The organism is Pseudomonas sp. GW821-FHT09C09, from assembly GCF_059418105.1.
The window spans coordinates 528,199-553,515 of sequence record NZ_JBWKPF010000002.1; the positions used below are offsets into that span (position 1 = coordinate 528,199).

A 25,317-nucleotide genomic window follows, 5' to 3' on the forward strand; every position below is an offset into this window, starting at 1 on the left:
TTTATTTCGAGGTTAACTTGCAAGTTCAAGGACCAACTAACCGAGTAAACCACTCAACTATCAAGAACACTTATAGCCAGCCGCAATAACTCAAATAACAAAAAATAATGCCACATAGCCACCATCTAAGTAGCTTGCTAACAAACTCAGTTGAAACAGTTTCTCATCTGGCGCTTTAAACAGTATTTAAATAACTTCAACAAAAGCGCCCATCCTGTTGAATAGGCTAAGCAAATCCAATAACAAATCCCGATACCTGGCGACACTCTCACACCCACTAAACACCCTCTGAAAAACGCCATCACCCAATCGACTTGCAAAACCACGACAACCGTCTAGGTTCATGAATATCTTCGCAAGCGCTATCAATCGAATAATAAAAACAGCCCTCCCGGCGGGAGCGTTCATTCTTCTGAAACAAACAAGACGCTGCTTTAGTTGCTGAACGGAACTCAGTCATCACAATCAAGAGGGATGCTTGATGAAGCACAGCCGTTGGTATCGTGCGCTCTCGAAAAATGCGTCGGCCGGACATTTCTGGCTGTCACTGTTTTGCTTTGCAGTACTGGTGATTGCCAGCTTCCTGTTGTTCGAACAGCAGATCCAGGACTTCCTCAATCATCTCGACCTGTACCTGCCGAGTTCCCCCACCCAACAACTCAACCTGGCGCTTTTACTGATCGCCTTGTTGGCGCTGGACGTCGTGTTGCCCGTGCCCTCCAGTGTGGTCGCGCTACTGGCCGTGGCCATGCTCGGCAGCGTCGGCGGTTATCTGGTGATTTTCATTGGCCTGTGTCTGGGTGCCGGATTGGGTTACGCATTGGGCGCCGGCTATTTCCGGATGCTGTCCAGTCGTCTCGGCCTGCATCAACGCAAGCCTGGGCAGATGGCTTATCGACTGGGCACGCTGTCGTTGATCTGCCTGCGCGGCGTGCCGGTACTGGCGGAAACCTCGGTGGTGGCCGCCGGCATGCAGCGTTATCCGCTGCGCTCATTCCTGCTGGTGACGACCCTGGCCAACGCCGGGTTGGCTCTGGCCTACAGCGCCATCGGTACATTCCTCGTCGAGGAGAACGCGTTACTGGTGACGATTCTCGCCAGCATGGTGTTGCCGGGGCTGTTCATCGCCGGCTACAGCCTGCTCAAGGCCCTGCGCAAACACGCCGCCGGGCAAGTGCTACGCGGGCGCTTCGAGGTCAGTTACGACTACCCGGTGGTGTTCACCGATCACCTCTTCGATTCTTCCAACCCTTGTCTGCATCAACAACTCACCGCCCGGCAAAACGGCCGGGTGACGGTGATGGTGTTCGCCGATGAACAACTGCTGAAAAGCGCGCCACACCTGCTGGATCAGATCGATGGCTACTTTGCCGCCCATGCAGCGGACCTGCATTTGCAGGCGCCGCCGATTGCGGTTCCGGCCGGTGAACTGAGCAAGGATTCTCAGGTGCTGGAGCAACTCTACGCCGACATGCTGAAACACGGGCTGGACCGGCACTGTTATGTGCTGGCCCTTGGCGGCGGCGCGGTGCTGGACTCCGTGGGCTACGCCTGCGCCACCTTCCATCGCGGTATACGCCTGATCCGCGTGCCGAGTACCGTACTGGCCCAGAACGACGCCGGCATTGGCGTGAAAAACGGCATCAATGCCTTCGGCCAGAAAAACCTGCTCGGCGCCTTCTACCCCGCCACCGCCGTGATCAATGACTTCCAGTTGCTGACCAGCCTCACCCGCCGCGACCAGATCGCCGGGCTGGCCGAGGCGGTGAAAGTCGCGCTGATCAAGGACCGGGAATTCTTCGAATGGATGGAGCAACAGGCCGACGCCCTCGCCCGCTTCGATCATCCGGCCAGTCGCTACGCGATCCGCCGCTGCGCCGAACTGCACCTGGCGCACATCACCGGCGCCGGTGATCCCTTCGAACGCGGCAATGGGCGGCCGCTGGACTACGGGCACTGGGCCGCGCACAAACTGGAAAACCTCAGTCACCACCGCTTGCGCCATGGCGAAGCCGTTGCGGTGGGCATGGCCCTCGACGGGCTCTACGCCAATGCCCTCGGGCTGTTGAGCGATGTCGACTGTGAACGAGTGATGAGCCTGTTGACCCGGCTCGGTTTCAATCTGTGCCCAGCGGAGCTGACCCTCAAAGATGCGCAAGGTCGCTCACCGGTGTTGCTCGGGCTGGAAGAGTTCCGCCAGCACCTCGGCGGACAACTCTCGATCCCGATGCTCAGCGGAATCGGCCAGTCGGTGGACCTGCATGAAATCGACGACACGCGAATGGAACGGGCGCTGCAAAAGCTGTCCGCCCGCAGCGTCCCGGTGCTCGACCTGAGCGAGGGCTTCGCGAAATGAGCCAGACGCCGCAAAGCCTCAAGACCTGGCTGACCCTCGGCCGTGTCTCCAACCTGCCCACGGTGTGGACCAACACCCTGGCCGCCGCGCTGCTGGCCAGCAGCGCGGGTGCACTGGCGCCGCCCTCGTGGCTGGTGTGGATTCTGCTGCTGTTCACCCTGTCGCTGCTGTATCTGGCCGGCATGTTGCTGAACGATCTGCTGGATGCCGACTGGGATCAGCAACACCACAATCCTCGGCCCATCACACTGGGGCTGGTGAGCCGCCAGCAAGTGCGCCTCGCCACCGTGTTGTTGCTGACACTGGCGGCAGCGTCGGTGCTGGGCCTGAGCCAGTTGATCGATCAGCCGCATTGGCTGCTGGCCAGCGTCACGTTGTTGGTGGGCTGCATCATCGGCTACAACGTGCTGCACAAAAAATACGCCCACAGCGTGTGGTTGATGGGCGCCTGTCGCTCGGCGCTGTACCTCACGGCGGCGGCCAGTCTGGCGGTGCCGCCGGAGCCGATCTGGCTCTGCGCGATTTTGCTGGGCGTCTACATCAGCGGGCTGACTTATCTGGCGCGCAATGAGCACAACAACCAGTTGCTCAGTCGGCTGCCGCTGCTCCTGATGCTGAGCCCGCTGGCGTTGGCGATCTACGCCGACAACCTGTGGTTCTGGCCGGTGCTGCTGCTCTGGCTCGGCTGGCTGGGCTGGCATTACCGCCAGCACCTTGCCGACCCGCAGCAGCGCAAGGTCCGCGCCTTTATCGGGGCCGGCCTCGCGGCGCTGCCACTGTTCGATGCGCTGGTGATGGCCGTGGCCAACCAGCCGTTGGGCAGCCTGTTGTGTGTTCTGGTGTTTTTCCTGCTCCCACACTTTCAACGCTGGATCAAACCGACATGAACATGGACGTCACCGCGCCGCCGACGGCGGCCCTCGGCATGCGCCGCGATTGCCTTGCCGAACACCATCAGGCCCTCGCCCGGCAACTCGATGACAGCGAATTGCACTGGTGGCGTCAGGCACGGGAACAACTGGCCCGGCAACCGGACGCCAATACCGCATCGCTCCTGAGCGGCCAGTGCAAGCGTCACCTGCGTGACCGGGCACTGCCCGACAGCCACTGGAGTCTGATCCAGTTGGCACGTGCGTTATTGCTGGCACAGGTCCTTGAACAGTCCTCCGAGGGCGGACAATTGTCCTTGCTGCGCCAGCTTTTTCTATGGGGCGACGATCAGGAAAAGATCGCCACCCTCAAAGCCTTCGACTGGCTCGACAGCCATGGGCACTGCGTGGATCTGGCGTTGCAGGCCGGGCGCACCAGCAACAGCCAGGTGTTTGCCGCCCTCGCCCTCGATACGCCCTACCCGTCCCGTCATTACCCGGAACGGGCCTTCCACCAACTGGTGCTGAAAGCGCTGGGCATGGGGCTCGATGTGCGACGCCTGACCGGCCTGAGCCAGCGACACAGCCTCACCCTCAATCAACTGGCCCTCGACCTGTTGGAAGAGCAACTCGCGGCTGACCGGGCGGTGTCCGTCGGCTTGCCCCTGGCGATTGCCTTCGACCGGCTCACCCCGGCGCAGCGTCAGCGACTGGTCGAGCTGAACCAGCAGCAACGTTTACCACCGGAATGGCGCGCCCACCTGAACTGATACCCAACGTCTCCTTTCCCTTGACGAGGATTCACCATGCCCAAGTATTTCGATCCGCATATTCATATGGTCAGCCGTACCACCGACGACTACCAGAACATGGCTGCCGCCGGCATCACCGGGGTGATCGAACCGGCCTTCTGGCAGGGTCAGGCTCGCACCAGTGTTGGCAGCTTCATCGATTACTTCGACACCCTGCTGGGCTGGGAGCGCTTTCGCGCCAGCATGTTCGGCATCCATCACTTCTGCACCATCGGCCTCAACCCCAAGGAAGCCAATGACTTGTCGGTGGCCAATGAAGTGCTGGAAATCCTGCCGCGCTATCTGGTGAAGGACGGCGTGGTGGCGGTCGGTGAAATCGGCTACGACGACATCACGCCCGAAGAAGACCGCTTTCTCGCCGCACAGCTGGAACTGGCCAGACAGTTCAATCTGCCGGTGCTGGTGCACACCCCGCACCGCGACAAGATCGGCGGCACCAAGCGCACGCTGGCGGTGATTCGCGAGGTGGGGATCAATGAGAATCTGGTGATCATCGACCACCTCAACGAACTGACGTTGCCGCTGGTACTGGACAGCGACTGCTGGCGCGGTCACTCGATCTACCCCAACACCAAAATGTCGGAACAGCGCATGGTCGCCCTGCTCCAGCAGTACGGCACCGAAAAAATGGTGGTCAACAGCGCCGCCGACTGGGGCATCAGCGATCCGCTCAAGGTGCCGAAAACCGGTCAGGCGATGTTGGCGGCGGGCTTCAGCGAGGCTCAGGTCGAACAGGTGCTGTTCCACAACCCGGTGGATTTTTTCGCCCAGAGCGGGCAACTGGACAAAACCCTGATCAGCACCCCGCTGCCCATCGATCAGCGCCGGCAATGGCAGGACAACTCTGCCCTGCGCGGGCAGGAGCCGGTGATCAAATGAGTGCCGGCATGGGTTGGGCTGCCGCGCAGGTCGGGTATTGCAGCAACGTGCACCCGACCCATGACCTGGCCAGGCTGAAGGCCTCCATCGAACAGCACTTTCAGGGCGTGCGCGCACAACGCGGGCTGAAACAACAGGACAGTGGACTGTGGATCAGCGCCCTCGCCGCCACCGGGTTACAGCAGAAAACCGCGCGGGCGGAGTTCCTCGAACTGCTGCAACGCAGTGGATTGCGACTGACCTCGCTCAACGGTTTCCCCTACGGGCAGTTTCATGAGGGGGCGGTGAAAGCCGCCGTGTACCTGCCGAGCTGGGCCGAGCCGAAGCGCCTGGCGTACAGCCTCGAACTGGCGCAGATCCTCGCGCAGGCGTTGCCGGCGGATTGTCATCAAGGGGTGATTTCCACCGTGCCGCTGGGATACGCCGCCACCTGGAACCCGACGCTGCAACAACGCGCCGAGTTTCAACTGCGCGAGCTCACGACCTCACTGGCGAGGCTGCATCGGGAGACCGGCAAGAAAATCGTGTTCTGTCTGGAGATGGAACCGGACTGCGTGCTGGAAAACACCGTTCAGGCCATCGCCTTCTTCCGCCGCTGGCAAACCACCGATCCGCACCATGAGTATCTGGCGCTGTGTTTTGACGTCTGCCACCAGGCCGTGATGTTCGAAGACTGTTATCGCTCGCTGGTGAGGCTGCGTCAGGCGCGGGTGCCCATCGGCAAGATCCAGCTGTCGAATGCTCTGGTCTGTCGCCTTCCCTCTGCGGACGACAGCCGCCGCGAACTGGTCCTCAAGACCCTGCGCGACTTTTGCGAAACCACCTACCTGCATCAGGTGAAGGCGCTGGACGCACCGGGACGCTTGGTGGCCTGGGCCGATCTGCCAGCTGCCCTCGACGATTGCGCAAAGCATCCGGATCGCTATGCCGAGTTGCGTATTCATTTCCATATCCCGCTGTTCAGCGAACAACTGGTGTTGCCCGAGCTGAGCGGCAGTCAGATCGCTCTGGCGCAGACCTTCGACTATCTCGCCGACCATCGGGAGTTTCGCCCCGTGCTGGAGGTGGAAACCTACAGCTGGGGCGTCCTCCCCGCCCAGTTGCGCCCGACCACCGAACACGCCCAGCTGCAGGGCATCGCCGCGGAACTGAAATGGGTCGAGGAGCAGTTGCGCCAACGGCAACTGTTGCAGCCACAAGCGCAGGAGACGTACGCCGATGCCCTCTGAACAAACACGCCAACCGCTGCTGCTGATCAACGTGGTCGGGCTGACGCCGGCGTTGCTGGGCGACGCGACCCCGAACATCAATGCCCTGCTCAAAACAGCCAAAATGGCCAGCCTGCAACCGGTGTTTCCGGCCGTCACGTCGTCGGTGCAGGCCTCGATTCTCACCGGGCGGCCGCCGTCCGAACACGGCATCGTCGGCAACGGCTGGTACTTTCGTGATCAGGCCGAAGTGCGTTTCTGGCTGCAGCCCAATGCGTTGATTCAGGGTGAAAAGGTCTGGGAAACGCTCAAGCGCGAGATCCCCGGGTTTCGCTGCAGTCAGTTGTTCTGGTGGTACAACATGTACGCCGACGTGGACGCCGCCATCACCCCGCGCCCTCATTACCCCGCCGATGGCCGCAAGCTGTTCGGCCTTTATTCGTCACCGGCTTCGTTGCACGAAACCATCGAACGGCAGATTGGCGAGTTTCCCTTTCCGGGGTTCTGGGGGCCGGCGGCGGGCATTGCGTCGAGCCGCTGGATCGTCGATTGCGCCATCGCCGAATTCCAGCTCGACCGGCCCGACCTGCAATTGATCTACCTGCCGCACCTCGACTACAGCCTTCAGCGTGTCGGGCCCGAGCATCCGTCGATTGCCGATGAGGTGCGGGCCATCGATAAGGAAGTCGGGCGTCTGTTGGCGTTCGCCGATCAACAAGGCGCAGCGGTGATGTTGCTGTCCGAATACGGCATTGAAGCGGTCAGCCAATCGGTGTCCATCAACCGCGTGCTGCGCTCGGAAGGCTTGCTGGAAGTACGTCAGTCGCTGACCTGGGAATTGCTCGACCCCGGCGCCAGTGCAGCCTTTGCCGTGGCCGATCACCAGATCGCCCATGTCTACGTGAAAAACGCTCGGGACATTGCCCGCGTCAAAGCGTTGCTGCAGCGCCAGCCCGGTATCGAGCAGGTGCTGGACAAGGCCGAACAACGGGCGTTTGCGCTGGATCACCCGCGCAGCGGCGAACTGGTGGCCGTCGCCGCAGCGGGTTACTGGTTCGATTACTTCTACTGGTTCGACGATCGCAAGGCCCCCGACTTTGCCCGCACCGTGGACATCCACCGCAAGCCGGGCTACGACCCGCTGGAGCTGTTCATCGACCCGGCCATTCGCTTCCCGAAACTGCGAGTCGCGCGCCGCCTTTTGCAGAAAAAACTCGGTTTTCGCTACTACATGGACCTGATTCCACTGGACACCGGACTGGTCCGTGGCAGTCACGGCCGTCTGCCCGAGCGCGAGGACACCGGCCCGCTGCTCATCACCAATTGCGATCTGCCGCTGCCGCAAACCCTGGCGGCTACGGCGGTGAAACAACTGCTCCTTCAGCATTTTCTGGGGCACCTCTACCACCACTCGGCCAATGCCAAGGAGCTTCCATGCGGCGAGCCATTTCTTTAACCGTTCTCAGTGCACTGGCCGGTTTGGCTCAGGCACAGGACACCAACAGTTTCGATTGCAATCAATTCCTCAAGTTTGGAACCGACATTGCCAAGACCCGGGCCGCGTTCGAGCAGAGTCCCGAAACCATGGCCTGGAACTGGTTTGTCTGCCTGAACCAGTTCAGCCCCACCCAGGCCAGCAACCGGGTGTGGGAAACCATGAAGCCTTCGGACCAGGTTTACCTGCCCGATGGCGCGGCGCCCGGCGCCTACGCCAGTCCCGTGCCGCCTCCGACCGAGGTGCTGACACAGGCCCGAACGCTGGGGATGGACCTGAACCGGACCTTCCACAACATCAATGCCACGCAACAGGTCGACGGCCTGGCGCTGCACATGGGCGGTGCTGTGCCTGCCTCTCAGCGAGGCAACCCGGTGCGCTTTCAACTGCTGATGGGTCAGGACACCTTCGACTACATCGTGCAGCGTCAGGTCTACAACATGAATGGTCAGGCCGCGCTGCCGGACAACCTGGACTTCCCGGCCACCGCGTGGGAGTTGAAGGCCGCGTGGCTGTGGATCGGCTCGGACACCACCTACCGGCAAACCCTGGCCAACGACGGTTACTACATTGGCCAGGCTTATTACGAGCAGGATGACGGCACCTATCAGGTCGGCTATGCGGCGTTGAGCGGGCTGCATGTGGTCAACAAGCTGGACGCCAACTGGGTCTGGACCACCTTCGAAAACGTCAACAACAGCAAGTACACGGTGACCAACTCCCCCACACCGACGCCGATGACCAACACCACCGGGCCGACTCCGGCCGCCAAACCGGTGAACGTCAGCTTCCAGGCGAGCAACCCGACGCTATCGAAGTACGAGCTGATCGGGGTCGAGTTCCAGCCCGTCACTCAGGTGCTGGCCAACTCGCAGCTGGAGTCGGCGTTCCAGAACACCTCGTCCTGTCTGGCCTGCCACGGCACTGCGGCCTACTCGAACGACAAGGGCTACTACAACTTCGCCATGAAACAGGATGGCGGCATCGTCTACCCGACCACTCCGCTGCCGGCCTCCGACTTCGAAGGCTACAAAAAACTGGACTTTGTCTGGTCGCTGAAGCGCGCCCAGTGGCAACGCTAAGGAGCACGACATGAGCGTATTGAATTTCCCCCGGATCTACCTCAACGGCCATATGTTCTGGAATCCGCCGACGGCCAACAACAACGATGTGCTGCCGCTGTATGACGCGGTGAAGATGGACATCAACTGGCCGTTCACCCGCTACTACGACATCACCCAGGAGAACGCTCCCACCACCCTGATGCCCTGGATCATTTCACCCGTGCAGCAGAATGATCTGCCGCCCTATGTGCAGCAGGTGCCGACCAACGGAGGCCCGAACACCTTCCCGTTCATACCCGCCGAATGGGACCTGTTTGGCGACAACGCCTGCGGGACGGTGAGTTACCAGAGTACCCGCTCGACCATTATTGGCGGCGAGTTGCAGGCCAACACCTACATTGCTCAGGATGCACTGGTCGGCAGGGACTTCCAGCTGCTCGGCAATCCCTTTGGCAGTCAGAGCCCGACGGCCGCGCGCTTCGTCGATATCAGCCCGTGGCAGAACACTTTCACGGCGCTGTACTTCGACAAGTTGCAGCTGGGGGATGCCACCTGTGGCCTGACACTGAACCGGCAATACCGGATGCTCGACCGCTTCCTGACGTTCAATTGGGCCGGCGACTTCGGTGGTCTGGCGTATGTCACCACCACCTGGCAGACCTGCTTTCCCCGGGACAATCTGGAATGGGTCATTGGCGATTCCGTCCTGCTGAGCAATCTTCAGCAACAGATGGAGGCGCAAAACGCTCAGGGCCTGATGTTCAGGTTCGCCACGTACCTCACCTGTTACGACAGGAACGGTGTGTTCAACGACTTCCCGTACGTCAACACCCGCGACAATGGCCCAGCGGCGCAGGCCCGTTTGACGGCGATGTATCAAAAGGGGCTGGACAACGTTTCCGGTATTTTCTTCAACCCCGCCTACAACCGTACCGTAGCGACCCTGGGTCTGTGGCTCGACCACGAATACCCCACGGCGCCCGCCGGCCCGCGTCTGGTCACCGACCAGAAGATCATGGTCACTCGCCCCGACATGCCTAAGCCGACCAGCACCAATCTGGGTGTGACCTCGGCGCAGATCACCAACAACACGCTGTCGCTGGATCTGGCCAACACGTTCCCGTTCTATCCGCTGGACAAGAACGCCGATGTCCTGACGGCCGAGAAGTTCCAGGCCGGCGACTTCAAGCTGGGCGTATCGCAGAACGGGAATTTCGTGCCCGTGGTCGACATCGGCTTCGAGCAGTACCGACAGTCGGCCTTCGACAAGCGTTCGGGCCTGCTGGATATCCCTCTCAGCTCCACGCAAGCGACCACCTTGCAATCCGGCCCGCTGGAGTTGCAGCAACAGACTTCATCAGGCTCAGTGAAAGCCGCCACTCAGCAAATCTGGACTGCCGAGGTGGTAGAAAGCGGCACCTTCGTCGACGTGAACGATCGCAAGACGCTGAACATCATGGTGCAAAAAGATGGTCAACCAGCCGCCAACACCACACTCTGGGTGGTGGAATACGGCAACCCTTACAACGTGACCACCAGCGACTACTACCTGACGTTCTCGAATAATCCCGACTTCACGCTGTTCTACGACAACGCAGACCGCAACAAAAACACCGCCAACCTGCCACAGTTCAAGGGCACGGCGCCTGTAGCGAACTACCTGGCCACCGGCAGCGGTCGTCGACTGGTCAATCTGGAAACCAAAGACAAACCGGTGGGCGTTGAGGTCAGTTATCAGTCATTCATGAATGGCTCAAGTAAACCGATCACGGTGCCCCTGACCCCTTGCCTGGAATTCGACGCCGGCGTCTACACCCATGGAACGCTGGATAACGATCAGACGGTGGATTATTCCTACGTCGCCACCACCACCAACGCCGAAGGCATCGCCCAGGTGAGTTTCAAGGCTGTGGCCCCGGGTTTCCCTACGCTGCGCTTCATCATCAAGGAAGGCACCAGCGACCCGGCCATCCCATTCAGCTTCGCGCTCAACCAGGCCCAGATCGACTTCCTCGCCCCCCTGCGCGTCCTGCCTCTGGACATGCAGCTGCAGCAGGACTTCGTCAACTACTGGAACGAGATCTACAAGAACAAGAATGCGCCCGAGGCGATCTGGGATGACTTCATCTACCCACGGGTCCTGAAGACGTTCTATTACCTGTACCCGATCATGAACAAGTTCATGCCGCTCAACTCCCGCACACGGGTGGAAGGCGCTGTCGATCAGTTGATCCGGCTGATCAGCAAGGAGTACCAGGAAGAAAGCACCCTCGCAATGCCCATCACCCGTGACCTTTCGCAAAGCCGTCGTGCGGTACTGGAGTTGTGGGCGCAGAAACTGGTCAAGCGCAACTTCCCGCCCATGCAACTCAAGATGAGCGATTACGACGACCTCTGATCCATCAGGAAAGATGAGCCACTGCGGGACTCACGCCCGCAGTGCGCCTTGCCAGGGAGTGACCCATGAACGTCAGCCTCTTGAACCGTCTGTTGCTGTTGATCCTGCTGTTTTGCCCGCCTGCATTCGCCCAGGACAGCGGCGCCGTCTACTTCACCAATGGCGTACACAACACGCTGGGGTGCAATGAACAGAACGGCAACTGCATCGCCAAACGCAATCCGGGTGAGCCTTCCGACCCGTTTTTTCCGGCGTTCTGGATCAGTAACTGGACCATGTACCGGGTGATGCACAACTACGAAAACAACCCGCCGCCCTACAGCAACCCGCCAACGACCCTGAAACCTGCGGACTACACCGTCTCTCGCGGCACCAGCTACTACGACACGACGTACATCCCGCCGGACGGCGACGGTTTCGGCGCGATGATGGAGCACTACGAGAAATACTGCCTGCCGATCTTCCCGATCAAGAACAACAACTACACCTGCTCGTTCGTGTCCCTGGGCAACAAGGCGTACTTCCTGACCTACCCGCAGGATCGTCCGAAAGACATGCCGGCCTGCTGCATGTTTTCGCCGATGAATCATCCGCCACGGCAGGACTTCATCGAACACCTGCCCTACAGCGCCGAGCGCAGCAAGAATCTCGATGGCAGCGTGCAGGCCTACGCCCTGGATCTCGACTCGCCACAAGGCCCGATCCTGTTCGGCTACGCCTTCTACAAAAAGATGTCGGGGCAACCACCCTACCGGCCGCCGCAGTCATTCTTCTTTTCCGGCGATACCAGCGTCGCCAACGCACCGATCGTGAGCCAGAACTACACCGACTTCCGCATCGCCAAACCGGACCCGAAACAGACCTGGGCGCAGGTCGCCGCCATGTGTCCCTCGAACCCGCCGCCCTGCCAGTTGTTCGAGCCGCCGGCTTCGCAGAGCAACGGCCAGAAGGCGCAGTAGAACAAGCTCATGCAGCGTAAACCGTGATCAACGACGAAGGATCGCCATGAAAACCACACTCTGTTTTTCCGTGATGTTGCTGGGGCTGGCCAGCCTGCCGGCGCTGGCCAGGGAACAAGCCATGCCATCGGTGCAGGCCAGCCAGTTGAACTGCCAGCCGCCGAGCACCGCACCGGCCGCCACGGCCGGTCAGGACCAGTTCGATCAATACAGCTGGCAGATGTTCATCGCCCTGAGCTGGCCGGCCAAAAGCGGGCAGCGCGGCAATCCCGACTGCACCAAGCAGCCCGGTGCGGCCGGCTACACCGTCTGGCAGACCTACAAGACCGTGGGGGAAATCTTTCTGCCGAACGCCGCCAATCCGGGGCCGTGGAATTCCCCGCAGATCGCAAAAAGCTTCAACATCATCAACATCGCCTCTTTGAAAAACAGCGCGCAGGTGAACGCCGTCGATCAAGCGGTTGGCGGCTGGTTGATCGATCAGGCGAAAAACCCGACCTACTACGACATTTCGGCCAACGAGACTTCATACAACTACATCGTCAACAATAACTTCTACAACGCCGATGTCGTCTCCAAAGCCAACAACATCACGTTCCCGTGGGGTGTTATCGAGATCAAGTCGAGCTGGCGCATCCTCACCGCCCATGACAACGCCAGCCGTTACCTGACCCTGCTCGCCCGGGTGGCGACCTTCGATGAGCAGGGCCAGAAGAACGGTGTCACCGAGGCGTTTCTGGGGCTGGTCGGCCTGCACATCATCACCAAGGCCAACGGCTATCCGCAGTGGATCTGGTCGACGTTCGAACAGGTCGACAACGTTCCGCCAAAGGCACTGGTGAACGGCCAATGGGTCGATCAGCCCGTCGCGGGCACGGCCTATTCCTACTTCAACGCCGCTGCGCCCGCCGCGTCCCTCAACCAGTCGCCGTGCGACTGGCAGACCCAGGGCCCGCATCAGGTTTGCGTGCCCAAACCCGGCACCACGTTCCAGACCCCGAACCCGCTGAACCGGGTCACGCCGATCGCCGATATAACCAATCAGATCAACGCCAGTTACCAGGCCGACCCGGGGCTGCAAAACAGCGTGTTGAGGTACTACCAGCTCATCACCACCCAGCGCCCGCTGATGCCGGACAACCCCGGCAACCCGCTGGGCCAGCCGACGCCGGCACTCTCGGCCAACGTGACCATGGAAAGCTACATCCAGCCCAACAGCAGCTGCATGAACTGCCATTCCATGGCGACGCCGGTCAAGAGTCCCTACAAGTCCGATTACTCCTACCTGTTCAAATTCGCCAATTCGCCGCTCGGCAAAACCATCAAGGACGGGAAATAAATCATGAGCATCCTCAACGGCCCGCGACTGAATTTCTGGGGAGGCATCCGCACGGATGTCAGCCTGCCGAACAATTCACCGACCATTCCTTATGACGGCGATGACAACTGGCCGATCTTTGACCTGACCACTTCGACCCTGGCATCGGGGGCCCGGTCTTATACCGACGATCAGTTGAACAGCATGATCAATGCGCCTACGGGCGACTACTACACCGCCGGCGGCTGGAATCATTACGGGCAGCATGTCGTCGACATGCAGAATGCGCTGATCAGTTCTCAGGGCAGCCCGGGCAGCGTCAGTACCACCGGGGATATGGTGGGCCAGCCGGTCTATCTGCTGGGTTCCGTGGACCCGGTGACCGGACAGAAGCCGGTTTCAGGCCCTATGATGGTGGACCTCGACCCTACCTCGACCACCACCACCCAGATATTTGTCGGTGGCCTGCAAATCGGTGGCAGCAGCAACATCCAGTTGCTGATTCACGACAATGCAGTCTGCAGCAGCCTGGATCTCGGCAAGCGGGTGCTGCAGCCAACGCCGAAGGAGCTGGATGCACCCGGTTCCTGCCGTATCAGCGGCACTTTCCAGCTGACCTTTCCGCTGAGCAGTATTGTCAGCTGGAACCAGAACAGCGCCGGTTTGCGATCGATCATCCAGGCACCGGGTGCCACCGGTATCGTCCTGCGTTTCGTGATGTTCGAAATGTGCCCGACGATGACCACGCCCCAGTTGCAAGCCGATTATGCCGCCGGCAGAGACACCCCGAACCCGAGCATCGGCCGGGTCATCGGTACATTGGCGCCGGCGTTCGCCAATGAGCCGCGGGACTGTCAGGCGGGCCGTCAGATCGTCAATCAGGGCACGGGCGGCACCGGCTACGCAGACCTGAGCAACCCGGCCATGCTGAGCGTCGACATGGTCAATATCATTCCGAAACAGACGTTCAGGGCCGTCCGGGATGACATCACCAGCCCTATCGGACCTAACGGCAATTACGGCACTGTCACCGTGGCAGCCGGCGAGACCACCCTGGGCACGCTCGATCCGACCAGCAGTCCCCTGTTCGACTATTACGTGTATGGCGGCATTGTCGATCTGCCGCTCAATACGACTCAACAGTCGGCGGTCAGATCCTCGGCGCTGGCCATCAGCGCCCCCGGCAAGGTCGCAGAGACTACGTTGCAGGCCTCGGAGTCCGTCTACCGGATCTACGCGGATCAACGCAGTGTCTATACCGAGGACTACCCGCAGGGCCTGTCGATTACGCTGCAGGTCAGGTATCTGGGGGCTGCGGTGCCCAGCACAACCGAAATCGATCTCACTGCCGCGCCTTCGGGACCGTATTACACGCAACAGCGCTACTGCGACTTCCTTTATTTTCCCCCTGCGTTGACGCTGAGCCCCGGTCAGTTGTCCGTCACCTTCTCCGTCAACGTAAAACCCGCAGCGGCTCCCCTCGCCGGTTTCGTTGCCCTGACCTACACCGTCAACGGTCAGGACAGCGGCACGTATTTCACCAATTTCCGCAAATACGCCCAGACCGACTTCGGCATCCCCAGAGGCACCACCATCACCTGGGAACAGATGTACCCGAACGTCCTGCGTTTTCACTATCTGGCCTTCCCGGCCATGTCCCGCTACATCCCGCTGAACCAGCCCGACGCGATCATGGGCGCGAAGAACCCGATCCTCGCCCGGACCTCGGATGCCTACAAAGGCACCACGCTGTTCATGCCTGTGGTGAGGTCGATGTCGCCCTGTCAGCGGGCGCTGTTGCGGGCCTATCTCACGGGCGAGCCGTGGCAGCCGCCGCAGTAATCGCGCCCCTCAGCCCATGGAGAGAAACCTATGACTGTTCATATTCCTGCGCGCCCCCGCGAGACGCTGCGCCCCAGCACCATCATCGCCGAAGGCCTGCTGAACCCGCGTGGCGCCTGCCTGCAGGCCGATGGCAGCCTGCTGCTGGTCGAAGCCGGTTCAGGCCTGCCGGACCAGACATTCAGCGGCCGCATCAGCCGCCTGCAACCCGACCCGCTCCACCCCGGCGCCTGGCTTGCCCGGGAAACCCTGGCTCAGGGCTTTCGCTCGATGAACATGCAGGCCCGCATGCTGCGCGATGAAATCATGGGCCTGTCGGACATCGCCTGCGGTGACGGGCGCTGTCTGGTGAGCCAGACCGACTATGTCGCGGGCTCGAAACTGCTGGACCTGCAATACACCCCGCCGGAGCCTGTGTTTCACAGCCGGGGCAATCTGAATGCGCTGTGTTATCACCCGACCCGCCGCAGCTGGCTGGCGGTCAAACCCGATACCAATCAACTGGTGGAGTTCAGCACTGGCGAGGATGAACAGGTATTGGTGCAGTTGCCGGATCTGGACATGGGCCAGGAAGCCGTGCCCGTCACGCTAGTGTACGAACCGACGACAGACGCGGTGCTGATCAGCCTGTTCTCCGGGGAGCTGCAAAGCGACCCGGCCCGCAAAGGTATCGACTTTGACGATCAGGCCGGCCAGGTGATCCGGGTCTGGCCCGACACCGGCCGGATCGAAGTGCTGATTCGCGGCCTGCAATTGCCCACCGGGCTCGCGCTGTGTCCGCAAGGAAATGTGTTGGTGCTGGAGCTCTGCAGCCGTCTGCAACAACCGCTGCCGCCTGACTGGAATGGCGAAACCCTGCATGGCGGCTTCACCCGGTTCAGCGGGCGACTGTTGAGCTGCAATCTGCAAACCGGAGAAGTGACCGTGCTCGCCCGTGACCTGGATACCCCGTCCAACCTGTGTCTGGTACAGGATGCAGTGCTGGTGAGCGAAGGCATGGGTTTGACCGGGCGCCCCTTGCCCACGCCGGATAACAAGGTGGTTGCGTTGAGCGGCAGGCTGCGTCGGGTGCAGCTCTGAAAACAGAAAAAAGGGCGCTGCCTCATTGAAGCCGCGCCCTCTGTTTACTGAGTCACCACAATCTTCCCGATCATCTGCGGATGCAGCACGCAGAAATACTCGAACTCGCCCGGCGTGTTGAACACCCAGGAAAAACTGTCATTGGTGTCCAGCGCCCCCGAGCGAAACACCTTGTGGGTCTCGGCCACCGTGTGCGGGATCTGATCGTCGTTCACCCATGTCACCTTGGTGCCCACGGCCACGGTCAGGTCCTTGGGGCCGAACATGAACTCCTTGATATCGACCTTCACCTCCTGCGCCCACGCCGGCATCGACAGCATCAGGCACAGCACAACCAACAGTCGCGATTTCATCTGGCTGCCCTCCCCTAGACCAGTGTCGAATCGATCAGCGCCAGCGGATGATCGCCCTGTGTCGCACGCACATCGGTGATCCCCAGATAATTGCGCAATTGATCGGCCGCCACGGTCATCGGTCCCGGCGACGGCGCCGCGCCCGGTGCCGGTTGCGGATACGCTGTGCCACGTGCGGTGTGGAAGGTGATGTTGCCTTCGACCTTCTGGATGACCTGATGGATATGCCCGTTCAATACCGTCACCGAGCCGTACTTGCGCAACATCGCAATCGCCTGATCGCCATCCTCGGTGCCCCAGCCCCAGGGCTGATAGATCGTCCACAGCGGAATGTGGGTGAACACGACGATGGGCGTGCTGGTAGTCACCGCGCGCAGATCATCGGCCAGCCACGCCAGTTGATCGGCGCCGAGGGTGGCTTCATGGCCGGCCTGGAAGTTGAAGACATTGACCAGCGCGATGAAATGCACGCCATGGTCATCGAAGCTGTACCAGCCATTGCCTTTGGTGCCCTTGCCGTAACGCTCCAGATAGAGCTTGCCGCCGCCCTCGTCGAGGGTGTCGTGTTCGCCGGGGATGTAATGCACGGTGGACGGCAGACCTTTGAGCACCTGCGCCGCGGTGTCGAATTCTTCGGCCTTGGACAGGTGGGTGATGTCGCCGGTGTGCAGGATCAGCGACGGCCGTTTCGGCAGCGCGATGACCTTGTCGATCGCCACTTGCAGGGTTTTCACCGGCTCCGGATTGGCTTCCTTGTTGAAGCCGATGTGCGAGTCGCTGATCTGCACGAAATGAAAAGTGCTGGCCAACGCCTTGGGATCGCTGACGTTGCCCGCTTCATCCATCGCAAAGGCTCTGGGAATGCCGCCACTCAGGGCCCAGAGCACCCCGGCCCCGGCCCACGCCGAGCATTTGAGCAACGTTCGCCGGTCCGGATTGTTCAGAAAGCCGTCGGTGCGCAGTGGATGTTTTGCTTGATTGTCCATCGGTAGGTCCTCGCTGGCGGACTACAGTGATGTAGCTGACACCAGAGAGAACTTTGCGGTCCGGGCGTTTATTCCACGCCGCAAAACAAATTCTTTTCAGGGAATAAAACACGACGCATCACGGTTATAGGGGTGTGACGGTGCGGAAGCCACTATGAATCGATTCGAGGAACTGATTGCGCCGCACCTGGACGCGGCTTACAACCTCGCGCGCTGGATCACGGGCAACGACGCCGCTGCACGGGATGTCGTGCAGGAAAGCGCCTTGCGCGCCTTCCGGTTTTTGCAGCGATTTGCCGATGGCAACGCCAAGGCCTGGTTCCTGACCATCGTGCGTAACGAAAGCTACACCTGGCTCAAGGCTACGGCCGGGCGCCACTGGGTCGCCATTGATGACGAGACGGGTGATATCGACGGCGCACTGAATCACGGCCAGAGCCCGGAACTGTTGGCCATTCACACGGAAAACGCGGCGTTGCTCCAGCAAGCCCTGAGCGCCTTGCCGCCGGCGTTTCGCGAGGTCATTGTGCTCAAGGAACTCGAAGACTTGCCCTACAAGGACATCGCCCTGGTGGTCGATGTTCCCATCGGCACCGTCATGTCGAGGCTGGCCCGGGCCCGCGCCATGCTCAAGCTCGAACTACTGAAGTTGCACGATCATGAATGAACTCCACTGCACGGTTTGTCAGACACAACTGCATGGCTATCTGGATCAGGAGCTTGATCCGGCGATGGCGGCGGATGTCGCTGCACATCTGTGCACATGCGCTGACTGTGCGCGACTGCATGATGAGGCGAAACTGTTGAAGGTCAGTGTGAAGCGGCATGCACCGTATTACTCCGCGCCGGCATCAATGACGGCCAGCGTGCTTGCCGCCGTTGCGCCGGCTTCGCCGAGCCCGTTCGAACGCTGGCGAAAATGGTTCGCCCCGGCATTTTCCGCAGCGGCCCTGGCCCTGGCGATGGTGCTTTACGTGGCAACGCCAGGCAGCGAACAACCGTTGATGGACGAAGCCGTCTCCAGCCACGTGCGCTCGTTGATGGGCCAGCACCTGAACGATGTGGTGTCGTCCGACCGGCACACTGTAAAACCCTGGTTCACCGGCAAACTCGACTTCTCGCCGCCCGTCGTCGATTACTCGGCGCAAGGCTTTCCACTGCTCGGCGGGCGGCTGGATTACCTGCAGCACCAGACCACCGCCGCCCTGAGTTACGGTCGGGCCAAACACATCATCAACGTGTTTATCCTGCCGACTACGGAAGCCGACAAGTCGACGCAGAGTCAGTCGATTCGCGGTTTCAACGTGGTTTCCTGGCAGGCTGGCCACATGCGTTTCGTGCTGGTGTCCGATGTTGAAAAAGGCGAACTGGAAACGTTCGGCAAGTTACTCAGGGATGGTGTTTGAGAGTCCCTCAATGGTGCAGCGCGTACAAACGACAATGCTCCAGATAACCGCGTTCATGCTGCCCCACCAATTGCACGACACTGGACCAAAGCCACGACGGTGCATCCAGCGTCTTGGTGTGGCAACTGTTCAGGTCGCGGATCCAGGCCGCTCGCGTCACAAGGTCCATTTGCCGCGCATGAGCAAGGCCGACGACGTTGGCCAGATAAGCGGCGGCAAGCAACGCTTCAGACTGGCTCAATTGGTTCAACTCCAGCTTCATGTCTTGAGGCAGCAGTTCGCGCAGGAAAAAACCCTCGTCCAGGACGCGTGTTGCAATCATTCGATTGCCCAGACCGGGTGAGAGATGTCGGGCCCCTTCCACCACCCGCCGGCCATTGTCACGCGGCATGGAGGCTTTCGGCACACGTGGTGCCGCAGCGGCGACGGCTTGCTTGAGATCGAGCAGGCAAAACTCCTGATCGTCTCCGGCACCCACACCCAGCAACAGCGCATAGCGTTTCAGTCCCAGTGAACTGCAACCTTTGACCCAATAGGCGGAGTCGAGCAATTGGACCTTGTCGTCCTTCGACCTGCCCTTGAGCGACGTCACCAGCGTATGGACATCATCGGTCGCGCACAGCGTTTTCAGCGCGGCGCGTTCCGCTCGCGAAAGTGCCCAGAAGTGCTTGCCCAGAGGAATGGAAGGTTTGGTGTTTTCGATACGCTCATAGGCCAGGTGTTTCCAGGTGCGCTGCACGGCGCTGCGCATGCTGGCCTTGACCTGAGGCGGGCGCGTCGGGTCTTCATCTACGTTGCCTTCAAAGGCGCTTTCGTAACCTCGCATCATGCCTTCGAGCATTCTGGCGGTGGTTACACCTGGCAGATCCGAGCCTCTGGCAGCCGTCGCCAGGGACAATGCCAGCCGCACGAGGTCATGCGCCGGGTTGCCGATGACCGTCTGATCGAGGTCACGAATGTGAATATCGATCCGGCCCTTCGAATCCCCCGTCGGCCCCAGATTCCCGGCGTGGCAATCGCCACAGATCCACACCGCCGGCCCCCGTGGCAAACGCCTGCCGGGCTGGCTGTGCAGCCATTCGTAGAATTGAACGGTACTGCCCCGGACATAAGCATGGGCAGACCTGGCCATCTTGAGATTTCTGAGTTCGCTGAGTGTTTCCAGACGCTGGGAGGGTCGAGGGGTCTTCATGGAAAATACTTGAGTGGGTGTATTCCATCGACCCTTCGTGCGCGCGAATGTTTCAATTTGTTTCAGAGCAATAACTGTCTCTTCAGCGACATGTTCGCTTCAAGGTTTCACTCGGCAACTCATTGAACAGCGCCCGATAGCTATTGGAAAACCGCCCCAGGTGCCAGAACGACCAGTTCATCGCCACTTCGGCCACCGTGGTGCCCGAAGCGGCACCCTTGAGCAGTTCCCGGCGGGCACTGTTGAGCCGGCGCAAACGCAACCATTGAGTCGGTGACATCCCGGTATAGGCCTTGAACGTCTGTTGCAACTGCCGCAACGACACCCCGGCCACCTGGGCCAGCTCCAGCAGATTGAGGGTTTCTTCCGGCGAGTCCGCCGCCCATTCCCCCACGCGCTTCATGGTTTGCCGCTCTTCGGTGCGACGCTGTAAACCACCGCTGTCCAGGCACACCCGGGCGTTGTCGAGGATGAACAGGCAGTCCTCCAGCAACTGCTGGGTCAGTGCTTCTTTGCTTGGCTGATCAAGGGTTTGCGACAACTTCGTGAGAGTCGAGCTCAACCAGCGGCTGAACAGCGCGTTCTGCGCGCCGTTGAGCGGCGCCATGAACAGGCCTTCCAGCCGGGCCACGTCCAGACCGTTGCGGCGCACGAACTCGGGGCCGAACACCACGGCGATTTCCTGGTAGTTCTCCGGGGTGATCCAGATGTTGCGGCTCTCTTCGTTCAGCAGATAGAGCGCGTTGTCACTGCGATCGAAACAGAACGCCAGAGACCCCGAGGGCGCACTGAAATTCTGCTCCACCCGGGTGTTCATCTGTTCTTCGTAGACCTCCACGCCTTCCAGGTCCAGATAGCGGATTCGCCCGGCGAAATGCCCCGGCGACATCTGTTGGTAATGCTGGACCCAGCCCGGCGTCGCACGGATTTGCTCGGCGACATCGGCGGTGTTGAAAGCTTGAACCTGTAGCGGATTACACGTCGTCATGGGAGACCTTGCGCACTCTTTTGGTGCGCTTTGGTGCTGCTGAAAGTGGATAGATGGAACGGCAAGGCCCGCCCAAGATAGTCGTCAACGCGCCACAGGGGAAGCCTGCGAAAGATGAAATCGCATTTCCCCCGCGTCAATAAAACCAACGACGAGGTCTTTATGAATGCCCCTTTCGATCAGCTGTTCACATGGCTGAAAGATCACAAGATTACCGAAGTGGAATGCGTGGTCAGCGACCTGACCGGCATCGCCCGCGGCAAAATTGCACCGACCAACAAGTTCCTGCATGAGCGAGGCATGCGCCTGCCGGAAAGTGTGCTGCTGCAAACGGTAACCGGGGATTTTGTCGACGACGACATCTACTACGACCTGCTCGACCCGGCCGACATCGACATGGTCTGCAAACCGGTGAGCGACGCGGTGTACGTGGTGCCATGGGCCATCGAGCCGACGGCCATCGTGATCCACGACACCTTCGACAAGTTCGGCAATCCGATCGAACTGTCGCCGCGCAACGTGCTGAAGAAAGTCTTGCAGCTGTACACCGACAAGGGCTGGAAGCCGATCGTGGCGCCGGAAATGGAGTTCTACCTGACCCAGCGCTGCGAAGACCCGGACTTGCCGTTGAAGGCACCGCTGGGCCGCTCCGGTCGTGCCGAAAGCGGTCGTCAGTCGTTTTCCATCGATGCGGCCAACGAATTCGACCCACTGTTCGAAGACGTCTACGACTGGTGCGAACTGCAAGGCCTGGACCTCGACACGCTGATCCACGAAGACGGCCCGGCGCAGATGGAAATCAACTTCCGCCACGGCGACGCGCTGGATCTGGCCGACCAGATCACCGTGTTCAAGCGCACCCTGCGTGAAGCCGCGCTCAAGCACAACGTCACCGCAACCTTCATGGCCAAGCCGATTGGCGATGAACCCGGCAGCGCCATGCACCTGCACCAGAGCGTGGTGGAAATCGCCACCGGCAAGCCGATTTTCGCCAATGCCGACGGCAGCATGAGCGACCTGTTCCGCCATCACATCGGTGGTCTGCAGAAACTCATCCCAAAAGTGCTGCCGATGTTTGCGCCGAACGTGAACTCGTTCCGCCGCTTCCTGCCGGACACTTCGGCGCCGGTCAACGTCGAGTGGGGCGAAGAAAACCGCACTGTCGGCTTGCGGGTTCCGACCTCCGGGCCTGAGGCGATGCGCGTGGAAAACCGTCTGCCCGGCGCTGATGCCAACCCGTATCTGGCGATTGCCGCGAGCCTGCTGTGTGGCTACATCGGCATGGTCGAAGGCATCGAGCCAAGCGCTGCCGTCGAAGGTCGCGCCTATGAGCGCCGCAACCTGCGCCTGCCGATCACCATCGAAGAGGCCCTGACCCAGATGGAAGAGTGCGACACCGTCGCCGAGTACCTGGGCAGCAAGTTCGTGCGTGGTTACGTGGCGGTGAAGCGTGCCGAGCATGAAAACTTCAAGCGCGTGATCAGCTCCTGGGAGCGTGAGTTCCTGTTGCTGAGCGTCTGAGACCTTCATTGACTGATCCATCGCTATCGCGAGCAGGCTCGCTCCCACATTTGAAATGCATTCCCCTGTGGGAGTGAGCCTGCTCGCGATGGCACACCAGAGAATCACCTGAAAAATCCAATAATTCGAAGAGGTGTCGATATGCGTCTGTTGAAATCCCTGATCCCCGCCGCTCTGGCCCTGGCCTGCAGTGCAGGTGCCCAGGCCGAACCCCAGGTCAGCGTCTACAACTGGACCGATTACATCGGGCCTACCACCCTCGCCGACTTTCAGGCCGGCAGTGGCATCAAGGTGATCTACGACGTTTTCGACTCCAATGAAACCCTCGAAGGCAAACTGCTCGCCGGTCGCACCGGTTACGACGTGGTGGTGCCGTCCAACCACTTCCTCGCCCGCCAGGTGAAGGCCGGCGCGTTCCTCAAACTGGATCGCTCGCAACTGCCGAACTGGAAGAACCTCGATCCGAAACTTCTGGCCCTGCTCGAGAAGAACGATCCGGGCAACGAACACTCGGTGCCGTACCTGTGGGGCACCAACGGCATCGGCTACAACGTCGACAAGGTCAAACAGGTGCTGGGCGTCGACCACATCGATTCCTGGGCTGTGCTGTTCGAGCCGGAGAACCTGAAAAAACTCACCCAGTGCGGTGTTTCGATGATGGACTCGGCGGACGAAGTGTTCCCGGCCGTCCTCAACTACATGGGCATGGACCCGCGCAGCGAAAACCCTGAAGACTTCAAGAAGGCGGAAGCCAAACTGCTGAGCATTCGTCCGTACATCACCTACTTCCACTCGTCGAAATACGTGTCGGACCTGGCCAACGGCGACATCTGCGTGGCCTTCGGTTATTCCGGTGACGTGTTCCAGGCCGCCAACCGCGCCAAGGAAGCGAAGAACGGCGTGAACATCGCTTATGCGATTCCCAAGGAAGGCGCCAACCTGTGGTTCGACCTGCTGGCGATCCCCGCTGATGCCGGCAACACCAAAGAGGCCCACGCCTTCATCAATTACCTGCTCGACCCGCAAGTGATCGCCAAGGTCAGCGCCTCGGTCGGCTACGCCAACCCGAACCCGGCGGCCAAGCAATACATGGACGTGGCACTGGTCAGCAATCCAGAGGTGTATCCGCCTCAGGAAGTGCTCGACAAACTCTACATTTCCACCACCCCGCCCCAGTCGATCATGCGTCTGATGACCCGCTCCTGGAGCAAAGTGAAGTCGAACAAATGAATCAGTACACCCAGGAACACGCCCGCTCCTACTACGCCGCATCGGCCCGGGCGAGCACGCGATACCCTGCACTTGAAGCCGACCTGATCGCCGATGTCTGCGTGATCGGCGGCGGCTTCACCGGCGTCAACACTGCCATCGAGCTGGCCCAACGCGGTCTCTCGGTGGTGCTGCTCGAAGGCCGGCGCATCGGTTGGGGCGCCAGCGGGCGCAACGGCGGCCAGTTGATCCGTGGCATCGGCCATGAAGTCGAGGGCTTCGCCCGTCATGTCGGCGCCGAAGGCGTGCGCTACCTGCAACAGGCCGGCGTCGATTCGGTGGAGCTGGTGCGCCGACGCATCGAAGACAACACGATCGAGTGCGACCTGCGCTGGGGCTTCTGCGAACTGGCCAATACCCCGGCGCAGTTCGAGGCATTCAAGGCCGAACAGGACAGTCTCGCGGCTTCGGGTTATGACCATGCAACGCGACTGGTCGGCCCTGAAGACATGCGCCGGCAAGTCGTCAATTCGGGTGTCTATAAAGGAGGCCTGATCGACATGGGTTCGGGCCACCTGCACCCGCTCGATCTGGTGCAGGGCGAAGCACGACTGGCGGCATCGCTCGGGGTGCGGATCTTCGAGCAGAGCCCGGTGCTGGAAATCGTCCACGGTGCGACGGTAAAAGTGCGCTGCGCCTCGGGCACGGTGCGCGCCGGCAGTCTGGTGCTCGGTTGCAACGCGCATCTGGATGAACTCGAGCAGCAGCTCAGCGGTAAAGTCCTGCCGGCGGGCAGCTACATCATCGCCACCGAGCCTCTGTCCAGGGAACGCGCCGCCGAGCTGATCCCGCAGAACCTGGCGCTCTGCGACCAGAAAGTCGGCCTCGACTATTACCGGCTCTCGGCGGACCGACGCCTGCTGTTCGGCGGTGCCTGCCACTATTCAGGTCGTGACCCGTCAGACATCGCTGCCTACATGCGACCGAAGATGCTCAAGGTGTTCCCGCAACTGGCGGACGTGGGCATCGAGTTTCAGTGGGGCGGCAAGATCGGCATCACCGCCAATCGCTTCCCGCAGGTCGGGCGGCTCAAGCAACACCCGAACGTCTTCTACGCCCAGGGTTACTCCGGCCATGGCCTGAACGTCACCCACTGGTGCGCAAAACTGTTGGGCGAAGCGATTCATGCCGGCCACAGTCAGGGCATGGACGTGTTCAGCGGCGTGCCGCACATGACCTTCCCCGGCGGCCCGGCGTTGCGCTCGCCGCTGCTGGCACTGGGCATGTTCTGGTATCGCCTGCGGGAAATGCTGGGCTGAGGCTCGCCGATTTGCTCTATCGCAAAGCACTTCTATATTGATGAAGTGCTTTTGCGTTCCTGA

The 25,317-nt window shown here is 60.8% G+C and carries 21 protein-coding genes; 17 read left to right on the forward strand and 4 right to left on the reverse strand.

Going from position 1 to position 25,317, the window contains the following annotated elements; translation table 11 throughout:
• Positions 1 to 481: 481 nt before the first annotated feature.
• From AC07NR_RS07410 to AC07NR_RS07465, 12 genes are all read left to right on the forward strand, one after another.
• Entirely contained in the window at positions 482 to 2,356 is a 1,875-nt protein-coding gene (locus AC07NR_RS07410) for a 3-dehydroquinate synthase (protein WP_495078225.1), read from the forward strand.
• Entirely contained in the window at positions 2,353 to 3,243 is an 891-nt protein-coding gene (locus tag AC07NR_RS07415) for a UbiA family prenyltransferase (RefSeq protein ID WP_265814426.1), read from the forward strand. Before AC07NR_RS07410 ends, AC07NR_RS07415 begins: the two co-directional genes overlap by 4 nt.
• The gene (locus AC07NR_RS07420; RefSeq protein WP_495078226.1) at positions 3,240 to 3,995 is read left to right on the forward strand and encodes an EboA domain-containing protein; all 756 of its coding nucleotides are present in this window, start codon (positions 3,240 to 3,242) and stop codon (positions 3,993 to 3,995) included. The genes AC07NR_RS07415 and AC07NR_RS07420 overlap by 4 nt, the downstream gene beginning before the upstream one ends.
• Before the next feature lie 36 nt (positions 3,996 to 4,031).
• Positions 4,032 to 4,916 carry a TatD family hydrolase gene (locus AC07NR_RS07425; protein WP_134826994.1) on the forward strand — a complete coding sequence of 295 codons (885 nt, stop codon included), beginning with the start codon at positions 4,032 to 4,034 and terminating at the stop codon, positions 4,914 to 4,916.
• A complete protein-coding gene (eboE, locus tag AC07NR_RS07430; protein WP_495078227.1) occupies positions 4,913 to 6,145 on the forward strand; it encodes a metabolite traffic protein EboE in 1,233 nt (410 codons plus the stop codon). Before AC07NR_RS07425 ends, eboE begins: the two co-directional genes overlap by 4 nt.
• Positions 6,135 to 7,580 carry an alkaline phosphatase family protein gene (locus AC07NR_RS07435; RefSeq protein ID WP_495078228.1) on the forward strand — a complete coding sequence of 482 codons (1,446 nt, stop codon included), beginning with the start codon at positions 6,135 to 6,137 and terminating at the stop codon, positions 7,578 to 7,580. The genes eboE and AC07NR_RS07435 overlap by 11 nt, the downstream gene beginning before the upstream one ends.
• Positions 7,559 to 8,701 (forward strand): hypothetical protein, encoded by a 1,143-nt coding sequence (locus AC07NR_RS07440; RefSeq protein WP_495078229.1) that lies wholly within the window; start codon positions 7,559 to 7,561, stop codon positions 8,699 to 8,701. The genes AC07NR_RS07435 and AC07NR_RS07440 overlap by 22 nt, the downstream gene beginning before the upstream one ends.
• A 10-nt stretch (positions 8,702 to 8,711) precedes the next feature.
• A complete protein-coding gene (locus AC07NR_RS07445; RefSeq protein ID WP_495078230.1) occupies positions 8,712 to 11,081 on the forward strand; it encodes a hypothetical protein in 2,370 nt (789 codons plus the stop codon).
• Between the two features lie 65 nt (positions 11,082 to 11,146).
• Complete coding sequence (locus tag AC07NR_RS07450) at positions 11,147 to 12,040, forward strand: hypothetical protein (protein WP_495078231.1); 894 nt, start codon at positions 11,147 to 11,149, stop codon at positions 12,038 to 12,040.
• A gap of 46 nt (positions 12,041 to 12,086) precedes the next feature.
• Positions 12,087 to 13,379, forward strand: a complete 1,293-nt coding sequence (locus tag AC07NR_RS07455; RefSeq protein WP_495078232.1) for a hypothetical protein — start codon at positions 12,087 to 12,089, stop codon at positions 13,377 to 13,379.
• 3 nt (positions 13,380 to 13,382) lie between these two features.
• Positions 13,383 to 15,200, forward strand: coding sequence for a hypothetical protein (locus tag AC07NR_RS07460; RefSeq protein ID WP_495078233.1), 1,818 nt, complete (start codon positions 13,383 to 13,385; stop codon positions 15,198 to 15,200).
• 30 nt (positions 15,201 to 15,230) lie between these two features.
• A complete protein-coding gene (locus AC07NR_RS07465; RefSeq protein WP_495078234.1) occupies positions 15,231 to 16,280 on the forward strand; it encodes a hypothetical protein in 1,050 nt (349 codons plus the stop codon).
• Positions 16,281 to 16,324: 44 nt separating this feature from the next.
• Here AC07NR_RS07465 and AC07NR_RS07470 read toward each other — a convergent pair whose 3' ends face one another.
• A complete protein-coding gene (locus AC07NR_RS07470; RefSeq protein ID WP_248739771.1) occupies positions 16,325 to 16,633 on the reverse strand; it encodes a cupredoxin domain-containing protein in 309 nt (102 codons plus the stop codon).
• 14 nt (positions 16,634 to 16,647) lie between these two features.
• Positions 16,648 to 17,619, reverse strand: coding sequence for a metallophosphoesterase family protein (locus AC07NR_RS07475; RefSeq protein WP_495078235.1), 972 nt, complete (start codon positions 17,617 to 17,619; stop codon positions 16,648 to 16,650).
• A 154-nt stretch (positions 17,620 to 17,773) separates the two neighbouring features.
• Here AC07NR_RS07475 and AC07NR_RS07480 point away from each other — a divergent pair, with 154 nt between their 5' ends.
• The gene (locus AC07NR_RS07480; protein WP_495078236.1) at positions 17,774 to 18,286 is read left to right on the forward strand and encodes a sigma-70 family RNA polymerase sigma factor; all 513 of its coding nucleotides are present in this window, start codon (positions 17,774 to 17,776) and stop codon (positions 18,284 to 18,286) included.
• Positions 18,279 to 19,025, forward strand: coding sequence for an anti-sigma factor family protein (locus tag AC07NR_RS07485; protein WP_495078237.1), 747 nt, complete (start codon positions 18,279 to 18,281; stop codon positions 19,023 to 19,025). Before AC07NR_RS07480 ends, AC07NR_RS07485 begins: the two co-directional genes overlap by 8 nt.
• Before the next feature lie 7 nt (positions 19,026 to 19,032).
• Here the strand turns inward: AC07NR_RS07485 and AC07NR_RS07490 are convergent, their stop codons facing one another.
• Positions 19,033 to 20,217: a DUF2252 family protein gene (locus AC07NR_RS07490; RefSeq protein WP_495078238.1), complete on the reverse strand. Its 1,185-nt coding sequence runs from the start codon at positions 20,215 to 20,217 to the stop codon at positions 19,033 to 19,035.
• 82 nt (positions 20,218 to 20,299) lie between these two features.
• On the reverse strand, positions 20,300 to 21,205 hold the full coding sequence (locus AC07NR_RS07495; protein WP_305832871.1) for a helix-turn-helix domain-containing protein: 906 nt from the start codon (positions 21,203 to 21,205) through the stop codon (positions 20,300 to 20,302).
• 162 nt (positions 21,206 to 21,367) lie between these two features.
• Between AC07NR_RS07495 and AC07NR_RS07500 the strand changes: the two genes are divergently transcribed.
• From AC07NR_RS07500 to AC07NR_RS07510, 3 genes are all read left to right on the forward strand, one after another.
• A complete protein-coding gene (locus tag AC07NR_RS07500; protein WP_065257395.1) occupies positions 21,368 to 22,726 on the forward strand; it encodes a glutamine synthetase family protein in 1,359 nt (452 codons plus the stop codon).
• Between the two features lie 141 nt (positions 22,727 to 22,867).
• Positions 22,868 to 23,956, forward strand: coding sequence for a polyamine ABC transporter substrate-binding protein (locus AC07NR_RS07505; protein ID WP_495078239.1), 1,089 nt, complete (start codon positions 22,868 to 22,870; stop codon positions 23,954 to 23,956).
• Complete coding sequence (locus AC07NR_RS07510) at positions 23,953 to 25,254, forward strand: NAD(P)/FAD-dependent oxidoreductase (protein WP_495078240.1); 1,302 nt, start codon at positions 23,953 to 23,955, stop codon at positions 25,252 to 25,254. Before AC07NR_RS07505 ends, AC07NR_RS07510 begins: the two co-directional genes overlap by 4 nt.
• Positions 25,255 to 25,317 lie beyond the last annotated feature (63 nt).

Excerpts from the sequence above, each read along its gene's own strand:
- AC07NR_RS07410 (WP_495078225.1), top strand. The coding sequence starts at position 482 with ATGAAGCACAGCCGTTGGTATCGTGCGCTCTCGAAAAATGCGTCGGCC.
- AC07NR_RS07415 (WP_265814426.1), top strand. The coding sequence starts at position 2,353 with ATGAGCCAGACGCCGCAAAGCCTCAAGACCTGGCTGACCCTCGGCCGT.
- AC07NR_RS07420 (WP_495078226.1), top strand. The coding sequence starts at position 3,240 with ATGAACATGGACGTCACCGCGCCGCCGACGGCGGCCCTCGGCATGCGC.
- AC07NR_RS07425 (WP_134826994.1), top strand. The coding sequence starts at position 4,032 with ATGCCCAAGTATTTCGATCCGCATATTCATATGGTCAGCCGTACCACC.
- eboE (WP_495078227.1), top strand. The coding sequence starts at position 4,913 with ATGAGTGCCGGCATGGGTTGGGCTGCCGCGCAGGTCGGGTATTGCAGC.
- AC07NR_RS07435 (WP_495078228.1), top strand. The coding sequence starts at position 6,135 with ATGCCCTCTGAACAAACACGCCAACCGCTGCTGCTGATCAACGTGGTC.
- AC07NR_RS07440 (WP_495078229.1), top strand. The coding sequence starts at position 7,559 with ATGCGGCGAGCCATTTCTTTAACCGTTCTCAGTGCACTGGCCGGTTTG.
- AC07NR_RS07445 (WP_495078230.1), top strand. The coding sequence starts at position 8,712 with ATGAGCGTATTGAATTTCCCCCGGATCTACCTCAACGGCCATATGTTC.
- AC07NR_RS07450 (WP_495078231.1), top strand. The coding sequence starts at position 11,147 with ATGAACGTCAGCCTCTTGAACCGTCTGTTGCTGTTGATCCTGCTGTTT.
- AC07NR_RS07455 (WP_495078232.1), top strand. The coding sequence starts at position 12,087 with ATGAAAACCACACTCTGTTTTTCCGTGATGTTGCTGGGGCTGGCCAGC.
- AC07NR_RS07460 (WP_495078233.1), top strand. The coding sequence starts at position 13,383 with ATGAGCATCCTCAACGGCCCGCGACTGAATTTCTGGGGAGGCATCCGC.
- AC07NR_RS07465 (WP_495078234.1), top strand. The coding sequence starts at position 15,231 with ATGACTGTTCATATTCCTGCGCGCCCCCGCGAGACGCTGCGCCCCAGC.
- AC07NR_RS07470 (WP_248739771.1), bottom strand. The coding sequence starts at position 16,633 with ATGAAATCGCGACTGTTGGTTGTGCTGTGCCTGATGCTGTCGATGCCG.
- AC07NR_RS07475 (WP_495078235.1), bottom strand. The coding sequence starts at position 17,619 with ATGGACAATCAAGCAAAACATCCACTGCGCACCGACGGCTTTCTGAAC.
- AC07NR_RS07480 (WP_495078236.1), top strand. The coding sequence starts at position 17,774 with ATGAATCGATTCGAGGAACTGATTGCGCCGCACCTGGACGCGGCTTAC.
- AC07NR_RS07485 (WP_495078237.1), top strand. The coding sequence starts at position 18,279 with ATGAATGAACTCCACTGCACGGTTTGTCAGACACAACTGCATGGCTAT.
- AC07NR_RS07490 (WP_495078238.1), bottom strand. The coding sequence starts at position 20,217 with ATGAAGACCCCTCGACCCTCCCAGCGTCTGGAAACACTCAGCGAACTC.
- AC07NR_RS07495 (WP_305832871.1), bottom strand. The coding sequence starts at position 21,205 with ATGACGACGTGTAATCCGCTACAGGTTCAAGCTTTCAACACCGCCGAT.
- AC07NR_RS07500 (WP_065257395.1), top strand. The coding sequence starts at position 21,368 with ATGAATGCCCCTTTCGATCAGCTGTTCACATGGCTGAAAGATCACAAG.
- AC07NR_RS07505 (WP_495078239.1), top strand. The coding sequence starts at position 22,868 with ATGCGTCTGTTGAAATCCCTGATCCCCGCCGCTCTGGCCCTGGCCTGC.
- AC07NR_RS07510 (WP_495078240.1), top strand. The coding sequence starts at position 23,953 with ATGAATCAGTACACCCAGGAACACGCCCGCTCCTACTACGCCGCATCG.